Here is an 11,681-nt window from a genome sequence, read left to right as displayed (position 1 = left end):
ACCACCATCTCGATTGGAGCTAAAAAATCCTCTTCTTGATTTTGTATCAATTAAATAAGCAAAATCATCCTTAGGCGAGTTAACATCAGCTCCCACATTTTGGACTTCACTGAAAGTGTTGTCTTTGTTTATTTTGGATACAAAAACATCTAATCCTCCTAAACCAGGATGCCCGTCTGAGGCAAAATAAAGTTCATTTTCATCATTTACAAATGGAAAGGTTTCTCTTCCTTCAGTATTGATTGTATTTCCTAAGCTTTCAGGAGTACCAAAACTGCCGTCGTCATTTATTTTTACTTTAAATAAATCTGATTGGCCAATAGTTCCCGGCATATCAGAAGAAAAATATAATGTCTTCCCATCAGGACTTAAAGTTGGATGGGCCGTACTATAATTATCACTGTCAAAAGGCAGTTCAGTTACATTTGCCCATTTGTCATTTTCTAAACTGGCTTTGTAAATTTTTATTAAAGTAATATCATTTCCATCTTTTCCTTTTTTACCATCCAGATAGTTGTTTCGAGTAAAATACATTGTTTTACCATCATTCGTAAAAGTAGGAGTAGATTCATGAAACTTCGAATTTATACTTTTATCAAACTTTTTAGTTGCGCTTGGAGTCATGTTATCTCCTAAATCTGCAGTATACAGATTTGTAAAATATTGATTGGTCCAAGCATGTTTTCTGTGTCCTAAACTTCCAGTATCTCTTGCAGAAGCAAATACAATTTTATTCATATATACAGCGGTTCCATAATCAGAGTATTTCGAATTAATACCTGCATTTTCCACCTGATATCTACCTGAATTAGCTTTTATGGCTTCTAAATAATTAGTGTTTTTTTTGAAAAGTTTTCCTCGAATATCGTTTCCTGATTTTTGATTGAATAATTCCAACATTTCATTGGCTTTATCATTTTCGCCAATGGATCTTAAAGACTGGGCATAACGATAGTAATATTCCGGTTCTAGATTGGTGGTGTCCATGGCAAATAATTCACCATACCATTTGGCAGCTTTGTCCAGCTCTGCGTTAAAGTAATAGGCATTCCCCAATTTTTTAAACAGGTCTGCAGATTTATACCCTTTTTCAGCAACCCTTTCGTAGGTTTTTATGGCATCTACATAGGCATAGTTGTCATATTTTTTATCAGCTGCAACTATTCTTGCTTTTTGGGAATAAATGTTAAAAGAAAAAACACTTACTATTGTTATGTAAAGGAGTATAATATTTTTCATAATAATTGTTTTTAGAAGAATTTTAGAGTTGTGATTTTATCGTTGTTTTCGAATTTTTATTTCTGCTATCGCCTCCGATTTTTGTTTTAATTTCAAGAGTATTTCATTGGCTGTTTCATTTTGACCAATATATTTCAAAGAGATAGCATATTGATAATAATATTCAGGTTCTAAATCCTTGGTATTCATGGCAAATAATTCACAATACCATTTAGCGGCTTTGTCTAAATCGGCATTCTGGTAATATGAATCCCCTAGTTTTTTAAATAAATCGACTGATTTATATCCTTTTTCTGCGACCCTTTCATAGGTTTTTATAACATCTACATAGGCATATTTATCATTTATTTTATCAGTCACATATAATTTTGAATTTTGAGCATGTCCTTTAAAAGAAAAAATACTCATTATTGCTATAAAGAATATATATATTTTCATAAACTTATTTTTAGAAGAATCTAGGAGTCGTAATTTTGTTGTTATTTTTGAATAATTCATAGCGCAGGAAAATTTCATGCGAACCGGAATTATAATTGTCTAAATTAGTTGTTTCATGATCATATCCATATCCGATATACAAACCCTCAGAAACCTGAAATCCAACCATGGCACTCAATGCTGCACTCCATCTATAGGCAACTCCCACCACGAATTTGTCATTAAACATAAAATTTCCTGACACATCGAATTGAAGAGGAGCACCCTTAACCATTTTGGTGAGAACAGCAGGTTTGAACTTAATATAATTATTAAAATCAAATACATAACCAGCAATCAAGTAGTAATTAATTTGTTCTTTAAAAATAGCTACTTCATTATCATCATAACGATTGGTTTCTATAAAGTTAGGAACAGAGAATCCAACATAAGCCTTGTTAGAATGCCAGTAGAGACCAGCACCAATATTTGGAGAAAATTTGTTATTATAATCATGTAAGCTTGGGTCATCATCCACAGGATTTAATCTGGATACATCCAAATCGAAAAGATTAGCCGTTGCTTTAATCCCAAATGAAAGTTTAAAAGTCTCCGAAGTGGGAATAGTATAAGACAAATCAGCTGAGATGGTATTCTCTTTAGTTGGGCCAATTTTATCATTTATAATTGATACTCCTAATCCTAAATTATTTCCGTTGAGAGGAGTATTGATAGATACCGCATTAGTCACTGGAGCCCCATCTAATCCTACCCATTGCGTACGATGTAAGGCAAAAATGCTTAAGGCACCTCTAGATCCAGCATATGCGGGATTAATATTGATTGTGTTATACATGTATTGCGTAAATTGCGCATCTTGTTGAGCAAAACTTACAATGGCTGTAAACATCAAAACGAAAGAAAATAATTTTGTTTTCATAGCAGCTGTTTATTTTAAATTATCTATAAGTCTGATTTATAGTGTTTTGTGAGCTCAGTTGATAAATTGAATAAGAGTTTGTCAGTCAGTAAAAATAAGGCGAAAAATATTGCTTTTATTAAACCTGAGGACGCTGTAGTCCCCAGGGATTTAAATTTAAATTATTTAGTAAGGTATAAATATCCGTCTTTCTTATTGGCTTGAACACCACCATTACCATCAATAAAGGTATAATTCAAGATATAGAAATAGGTACCGGATGGTAAACCAGAGAATTGGCTGATAGTTGTTCTACCTTCGGATATACCTTTGAACACGTTACTGGTATTATTATAGCCTTTAGTTTCAAAAACTAATACTCCCCAGCGATTGTAAATTTCAACTGTATTATCTGGATAACACAATACATCATCAATATTGTCGATTATAAAATTTTCATTAATTCCATCTCCATTTGGAGAGAAAGCGTTATGAACTAATATAGTTCCACATCCTAAGACAATACTAGCTTCAACAACTTCTTCATCTGAATCACTTATTGGTACTTCATTTGGTGTGAACCCATTTGCATGAGCAACATTGGTTACAGAACCATTTTCTCTATCCACTTGGGTTACTGTATAATTTTCAGTAAATGCCTGAGTACCACCTGGAGCTAATGTTTGAATAGTAGTATTCAATCCAGTTAATGGATCAGTTACAACTATTGAATATAGAGTGATATTACCAGTGTTTTTTACTTGAATCGTATAATTGATAATGTCTCCCACAGAACTATAATTCTCGCTATTGGAAGTTTTAATTACTTCTAAGCCTGGATTTTGAGTAAGTGGCGTAACGGTTGGTGTATTGTTTGTAATCGTTGTGCCTGAAATATCAGTTACATCATTTCCTTTTGGATCTTTGCCAGAAACCAAAGCTGAGTTGGTTACTTTACCGGCATCAATATCGGCTTGAGTAATGGTATAAATACCCGTCACTGAATTATTTGAAACACCTGATGCTAAAGTGGCTATTGGACTTCCATTAAGTATCAATCCAACCAATGGGTCTGTAATAACGATATTGGATGCAATCACATTACCGGTATTAGTTACCGTAAAAGTATAGTTTATTTTTTCGCCAACTTGAGGGAAACCATCATTATTTGTATCACTAAAGATACCTGTTTTGACTAATGCTATACTAGCTGTCTGAGGGAGTAGTGTTACGGTTGGAGTATTGTTTTGAACCGTTGTACCAGAAATATCAGTCACATCAGTTCCCTTAGGATCTTTGCCAGAAGCCAAAGCTGAGTTGGTTACTTTACCTGAATCAATATCGGCTTGAGTGATGGTATAAATTCCAGTCACGGAACTGTTAATTGCTCCAGGCGCTAAAGCAGCAATTGGACTATTGGTTATTATCAAACCAATCAATGGATCTGTGATAACGATATTGATCACGGTTACATTACCAGTATTGGTTACGGTGAAGGTATAGTTTATTTTTTCACCCGCTTGTGCGAAACCGTCGTTGTTAGTATCGCTAAAGATCCCCGTTTTCACTAAAGCTATACTAGGTGTTTGTGTTACCGGAGTTATCGTACAATCCGGGCATTCAGGGTTTGTAGGGCAAGAAGTACACGGCGTAGGATCAGAAGAGGTGTCTGTTACATTTGGACCGGATGGAGGAGTACCGACAGCTGTCGCTAAGTTGTACACAAAACCGGTATTGATATCCGCTTGGGTGATTGTATGAACCGCTGAGAAAGTAGTTGCATCGGAAGCACCAACAGCAAGAGTAGTGGCAGGTCCACCAGTAACTACTGCATTGATATCAGTAACGGTTACATTGGTGAGGGTTACATTGCCTGTATTAGTGACTACGAAGTTATACGTTACCGTATCACCAATGTTAGTAATTCCATCATTATTGACATCTACATATGTTCCGTCTTTAGTAATTGCTATTGAAGGAGTTTGTGTTAATGGAGTGATGGTACAATCCGGACATTCAGGGTTAACAGGGCAAGAAGTACACGGCGTAGGATCAGAAGAGGTGTCTGTTACATTTGGACCGGATGGAGGAGTACCGACAGCTGTCGCTAAGTTGTACACAAAACCGGTATTGATATCCGCTTGTGTGATTGTATGAACCGCTGAGAATGTAGTCGAATCGGAAGCGCCAACTGTAAGAGTAGCGATAGGTCCGCCAGTAACGACTGCATTAATATCAGTAACAGTTATATTATTTAATGTCACATTACCTGTATTGGCAACAACGAAGTTATACGTTACCGTATCACCAATATTTGTAATTCCATCGTTATTTGCATCCACATAAGTACCATCTTTAGTAATTGCTATTGAAGGAGTTTGTGTCAATGGAGTTATCGTACAATCCGGACATTCAGGGTTTACAGGACAAGAAGTACACGGTGTAGGATCAGACGAGGTGTCTGTTACATTTGGACCGGATGGAGGTGTACCGACAGCTGTCGCTAAGTTGTACACAAAACCGGTATTGATATCCGTTTGTGTGATTGTATGAACCGCTGAGAATGTAGTCGAATCGGAAGCGCCAACTGTAAGAGTAGCGATAGGTCCGCCAGTAACGACTGCATTACTATCAGTAATGGTTATATTGGTAAGGATCACGTTTCCTGTATTAGTAATAACGAAGTTATAAGTTACAGTATCTCCAATATTTGTAATTCCATCGTTGTTCATATCCACATAAGTTCCGTCTTTAGTAATTGCTATTGAAGGAGTTTGTGTTAATGGAGTGATGGTACAATCTGGACATTCAGGGTTAACAGGGCAAGAAGTACATGGCGTAGGATCAGACGAGGTGTCTGTTACATTTGGACCGGATGGAGGTGTACCGACAGCTGTCGCTAAGTTGTACACTAAACCGGTATTGATATCTGCTTGCGTGATTGTATGAACCGCTGAGAATGTAGTTGAATCGAAAGCTCCAACCGCAAGGGAAGCAATAGGTCCACCAATAACCACTGCATTACTATCAGTGACGGTCAAATTGGTAAGGGTCACATTTCCTGTATTAGTGACAACGAAATTATAGGTTACATTATCTCCAATATTTGTAACTCCGTCATTATTGGCATCCACGTAAGTCCCATCTTTAGTAATTGCTATTGAAGGAGTTTGTGTTAATGGAGTGATAGTACAATCCGGACATTCAGGGTTTACAGGACAAGAAGTACAAGGAGTAGGATCGGACGAAGTGTCTGTCACATTTGAACCAGATGGAGGAGTACCGGTAGCTGTCGCTAAGTTGTATACAAAACCGGTATTGATATCCGCTTGCGTGATTGCATGAACCGCAGAGAATGTAGTCGAATCGGAAGCGCCAACTGTAAGAGAAGCGATAGGTCCACCAGTAACTACTGCGTTCGTATCAGTCACGGTCACATTGTTAAGGGTCACGTTTCCTGTATTAGTGACAACGAAATTATAGGTTACATTATCTCCAATATTTGTAATTCCATCATTATTGGCATCCACGTAAGTTCCATCTTTAGTAATTGCTACTGAAGGAGTTTGTGTTAATGGAGTGATTGTACAACTTGGACATTCAGGGTTAACTGGACAAGAAGCACAAGGAGTAGGATCTGATGAACTGCCTATTACATTTGGGCCGGATGGTGGAGTACCGGTAGCAGTTGCTAAGTTGTATACAAAACCGGTATCGATATCCGTTTGCGTGATTGCATGAACTGCTGAGAATGTATTCGAATCGGAAGCATCAACAGCAAGGGAAGCAATAGGCCCACCAGTAACAACTGCATTGATATCAGTAACGGTTACATTTGTAAGTGGCGAGCTACCTGTATTAGTAACTATTAAATTATAGTATACTGTATCCCCTGCATTGGTAATTCCATCATTATTAGTGTCAACATAAGTGCCATCTTTCAAAAGAGTTATAGAGGGAACATATACAGGCACAGTAACCATAGCTGTATCACAATTTGTTGGATTTAATTTCTCACAGATTTCGTAAGTCAATGTATAGTTTCCAGTTGAGGTACCTGGAGCGACTACCACATTGGTGCCGGAAAGAGTAATACCTGTATTTGTTGAACTGATTATACTTAAATTGACATCATTAACACTAACTGCAATACAGTTTAATAGATCATTAGCCAATACGTTGGTAAACGAGATGCCACCTGTATATCCGTTAACAATTGTCCCTGCATCGTCGTTTGCGACAATATAGTTTGTCACTATTAGTTTGGCTTCACAAGTTGTTTCTTTACCGCAAGCATCTTTGACGGATAAGGTAATTGTAGTTGTTCCTGATCCAACTTCAGTACCTGCTAGAGGAAACTGAGTTATAATTAAAGATGCAGATGGTGTACAATTATCAGTTGCTGTTATACTCGAAGTATAGTCCGGAACTAAAGCTTTACAATTTAAATCTGCAGGTATAGTTTGATCAGGAGCACAAGAAGTAATTACTGGTGCCATATTATCTTTTATAAGGATAATTTGATCTGCGGTTTTGGTATTACCACAAGCATCACTAACGGCCCAATGTCTGACAATAAAGTCATCATTAGCGCATTTTTCGCTAGGAGTGAAACAAACATTATTAATATTTAATGTTCCATTTTCAGTACTTTGTTTACGGGCAAAAATCCTCCAGGTTCCATTCATTTCTCCAGTAAATTGGCTAAAGTTTGAAACATAACCATTAAATCCAGGAATATATTGTGAGTTTGTCGAAGTACCTCCTAATGGGGTGTAATTGCCTGCTCCAGTTGGGTTATTGACATTATTCCATTGCGGATAACCAGACCCATAGAATACAGGAGCATAAGATGCAGCTCCATTAACGTTACAAGAAGGATTCGAACAATAAGGGCCAACCAATATGATAGCTTGCCCTTCTGGGGATACTAAAGTGATTTCAGCATGTCCAATACCTTGATTTGTATTAAATGATAAGACAATATTTTTAATGGCACTCGCTGGTTGTCCATCAAATCCTTCAACGTTAAAATCGATCATTATACCATTTCCGGCATTTACATTCCATTGCTGTTGTGTACCAAAACAACTAGTATCACTATGTGTAACATTAATGTCAGGTTTGTTGGTACAGTTGTCTGCTTCATCATCTACATCACCAGTTATAATTGGATCTGCATCGTAATTACAGTTAGCATCTTTATAGATTATACTACTTACAGGAGGTGTAAATGTAGGAAGCGTTTTGTCATCTATGGTAATAGTTCTTGATACAGTGGCAACTGCTCTTCCACAAATGTCATTAGCAGTCCACGTCTCAATAACTTTACCATTACAGTAACCAGATACAGTAGTTGAGAAAGTAGATGGATTTGATGTTCCGCTGATTAAACAACCACCACTTAATCCATTGCTGAAGCTGATAGAGCTTGGTGTTGGTATGGCCCCGCAGGCTACCGTAATATTAGTGGGAGCATTCATTGCAGGTAAAGCAGCCGGGCTGACCGTTATTGTTCTTGATACAGTTGTAACTGTTCTTCCACAAGTATCAATAGCTGTCCAAGTTTCAGTAACAGTTCCACCACATGAGTTGGGAGTGGAAGAGAAAGTAGATGGATTTGATGTTCCGCTGATTAAACAACCACCGCTTAATCCATTGCTGAAGTTGATGGTACTCGGCGCTGGTATTGACCCGCATGCCACTGTAATATTAGCTGGAGTGGACATTGTTGGCAAAGCAGCCGGATTAACAGTTATTGTTCTTGATACAGCTGCAATTGTTCTTCCGCAAATATCAGTAGCAGTCCAAGTTTGTGTTATAGTACCGCCACATGCGTTAGGAGTGGCAGAAAAAGTGGAAAGATCTGATGTTCCGCTGACTAAACAACTACCATTTAATTCATTGCTAAAGTTGATTCTGCTTGGAGCCGGTATTGACCCGCAAGCTACAGTAATGTTGCCAGGAGCTGTCATTGTCGGCAAAGCAGCCGGGCTAACAGTTATTATTCTTGATACAGTCGTAACTGTTCTTCCACAAATATCCATGGCAGTCCAAGTTTCTGTTACCGTTCCGCCACATGCGTTAGGAGTGGTAGAGAAAGTGGAAAAATTTGATGTTCCGCTGATTAAACAACCATCGTTTAATCCATTGCTGAAGTTGATTGTACTCGGAGTCGGTATTGACCCGCAAGCTACAGTAATGTTGCCAGGAGCTGTCATTGTCGGTAGAGCAGCAGGGCTAACATTTATTGTTCTTAATACAGTCGTAACTGTTCTTCCACAAATATCTTTGGCAGTCCAAGTTTCTGTTACAGTTCCGCCACATGCATTAGGAGTAGCAGAGAAAGTGGAAAGATTTGATGTTCCGCTGATTAAACAACCACCGCTTAATCCATTGCTGAAGTTAATAGTACTCGGTGCCGGTATTGACCCGCAGGCTACAGTAATGTTACCGGGCGCTGTCATTGTTGGTAAAGCAGCCGGGCTAACCGTTATTGTTCTTGATACAGCCGTAATTGTTCTTCCGCAAGTATCTGTGGCAGTCCAAGTTTCTGTTACGATTCCACCACATGCGTTAGGAGCGGGAGAGAAATTGGAAGGATTCGATGTTCCGCTTATTAAACAATCACCACTTAATCCATTGCTGAAGCTGATGGTGCTCTGTGCCGGTATTGACCCGCAGGCTACCGTAATATTACCCGGGGCTGTCATTGTTGGCAAAGCAGCCGGGCTAACATGGATGATTCTTGATGTTGTAATGGTTCTTAGGTAAATGTCCGTAAATGTCCATGATTCTGTTATGTTTCCACCACAAGAACCACTTGGAGATTGAGAACTAAGAGTAGACGCCACAGATCCGCTGATTAAACAATTTCCTGTTGAGCTGTTTGTATAATTCAGAGTGCTTGTGGTTGCTGCTCCGCAGGCGACCGTAATATCAGATACTGAAGCAAACGAGGCTACTGTTGGAGCAGCAGCGGTTATGGTTCTGCTTTTTGTAATTGTACAGCCATTAGCATCAGTGATTGTTACGTTGTAAGTACCTGCAACTATATTAATAAGATCTTGATCGTCTTCCTGTCCGCTAGGTATAACACCATCCAAAGTTGTCCAAGAATAGGTATAAGGAGCTGTGCCACCCGATGGGGTTAAATTTATGCCTCCGTTTGCTGTATCACATAGAGAATTGGTTAGAACAAATTCACCATTTACACCAGCATTGATTTGTATAGAAGGTAATTTTCCGCATTTAGGAGAAATTGTGGCAGGATCTAATGGACAAATACTACTTTTAGAAGCATCAGTCCATGCTAAGAATAAATTGGTAATTTTTAATGTATTACCACAAGTATATGAAACTTGATCAAATGCTAAACTTGTTACGACATTACCGGGAAGTGGTCCTCCACAGCCTGAAATTGCAGTTGTAGATAGTAAAGAACCGTCGATACCGCTATACTCCTCTAAATTCCCCCAAAAGGCAAAGGATGTTCTTGTTGAACCTGTTGTATTATCGATAGACAATGTCAATGTTCTGGTTAGAATAGTATTTTGGGGACATGAGTTGCATAAATCTCCTCCAGTAAGAGTTGCCCCAACTAATTCTAGATCCTTAGATGAACACGAAGTATTTGGGTCCGGAACTGTTGTTGTTTGTGCAACTGCGGTTGAAATACTCAAAAAGCTTATTAAAAAAAGCGAAAATAATTTTGTCGAATAAGTAAAAATTGATTTCATATTGATTTGTTTTAAATCGTTAGAAAATGAAATGGATGTAAGTAGCAAAATTCATTCTTGAAAGTTGTTATACGATTTGATGTATGAATAGTTCTCGACGAACATTCAGACATAATAACATTAGAAAAAATAGTGATTGATGACGCACTTAAACAGTTAATTATTGGTTTAAAATAAATAAACTTTAGTGATTTAAAAGTTGGAATAGAATTTAGCATATTCCAATGCGTTTTAGCATCAAATTGAGAATATAAATTACTAACGAATATGTAGAAAGCTAATAAATGGGAAGTAGTTTTTGTATACATAGAATCAGTTTTTAATTTATAAAATTGATTTGTGGTATTGTCCTTTTTTATAATTATAATGAATAGATATATTTAATTTATCTAATATTATAGGTTATAGGGAGTCGATTTCTTGTCGAAAATTAATAGCTAAAGGAATTGCCTAATTTTAATTAAAGTAGTAGATTTTTTTTTCATAATATTTAATTATTTGTATTAAAAATAAAATGATTTTGCTATATCAAACATCAAGATTTTTTATTCTATCAAGTAGATGTTCAAGTATTTTTTCTGAATTTAATTTGTTAATTTTTAATTCCCCTTTTTCGGAATCATTTGTAAATTTATATTTCAAAATTAAAGTCTTAATAATTTAGAGGTTTCAAAATTTTTTTAGGGATGAAATATTTTTTTAGGGGTTTAAAATATCTCTACCTCGTAAGATTTAGTATCTATTTTTAAGTTATTTAACAGCTATTTTTTTATACAACCAAAGTTACAAAGAATAACTAATATTGATTTTATTTTTCTACCAGTAACCTAAATACTCGTTGAATTGTAATTTTTTAAGAAAAAATTAATTTTTGGATTTAAAATTTTAACATTTATTTTTGTTTTAAAGTAAGTTATGTACTAATAATTTTTAAATAGTATTTTAAAATTATTGCTAACTAAAAAGAACCTAAATATGAATTATCAAAAAATATAATGAAAATCATAAAAAAAAATAATTTGTAATACGAATTTTTCTAATAAAAAAAAACAGAAAATAGATTTAAAAATAAATACTTCTATACCTAAAAATTGTTTTTTTTAACTTTAGACAACTCGTCAAATGCTTGATCTTTAAAACAAGAAACCTCGAAATTTTAACTTTCGAGGTTTCTGTTTATTATAATTTATTTAAAATTAGTTAACTGCTTTCTAGGTAAAGACTGTTATAGAGCAGTAATTATAAATTCGCTGCGTCTGTTGAATTGATGTTCATCCTCTGTACATTCCACATCATCAGCGCATTTGTTTACCAGCTGTGTTTCTCCGTATCCTTTACCAATTAATCTACTGGAATCGACTCCATTT

Annotated in this window: 3 protein-coding genes and 1 pseudogene; all 4 read right to left on the bottom strand. The window is 36.3% G+C overall.

Annotated elements, in window-relative coordinates:
- Window positions 1-1,239 (bottom strand): annotated as a pseudogene (locus ACM55K_RS17355) (OmpA family protein); the annotation flags it as partial.
- Window positions 1,240-1,275: 36 nt separating this feature from the next.
- A complete protein-coding gene (locus ACM55K_RS17350; RefSeq protein WP_416851593.1) occupies window positions 1,276-1,677 on the bottom strand; it encodes a tetratricopeptide repeat protein in 402 nt (133 codons plus the stop codon).
- 10 nt (window positions 1,678-1,687) lie between these two features.
- Complete coding sequence (locus tag ACM55K_RS17345; RefSeq protein ID WP_416851591.1) at window positions 1,688-2,596, bottom strand: PorP/SprF family type IX secretion system membrane protein; 909 nt, start codon at window positions 2,594-2,596, stop codon at window positions 1,688-1,690.
- Window positions 2,597-2,757: 161 nt separating this feature from the next.
- A complete protein-coding gene (locus ACM55K_RS17340) occupies window positions 2,758-10,314 on the bottom strand; it encodes a DUF7507 domain-containing protein (protein ID WP_416851589.1) in 7,557 nt (2,518 codons plus the stop codon).
- Window positions 10,315-11,681: the final 1,367 nt, after the last annotated feature.

This window comes from Flavobacterium arabinosi, from assembly GCF_048158725.1.
GTDB lineage: Bacteria > Bacteroidota > Bacteroidia > Flavobacteriales > Flavobacteriaceae > Flavobacterium > Flavobacterium arabinosi.
The sequence above is the reverse complement of the archived record's forward strand: the minus strand, read 5'-3'. Positions and strand labels throughout refer to the sequence as shown.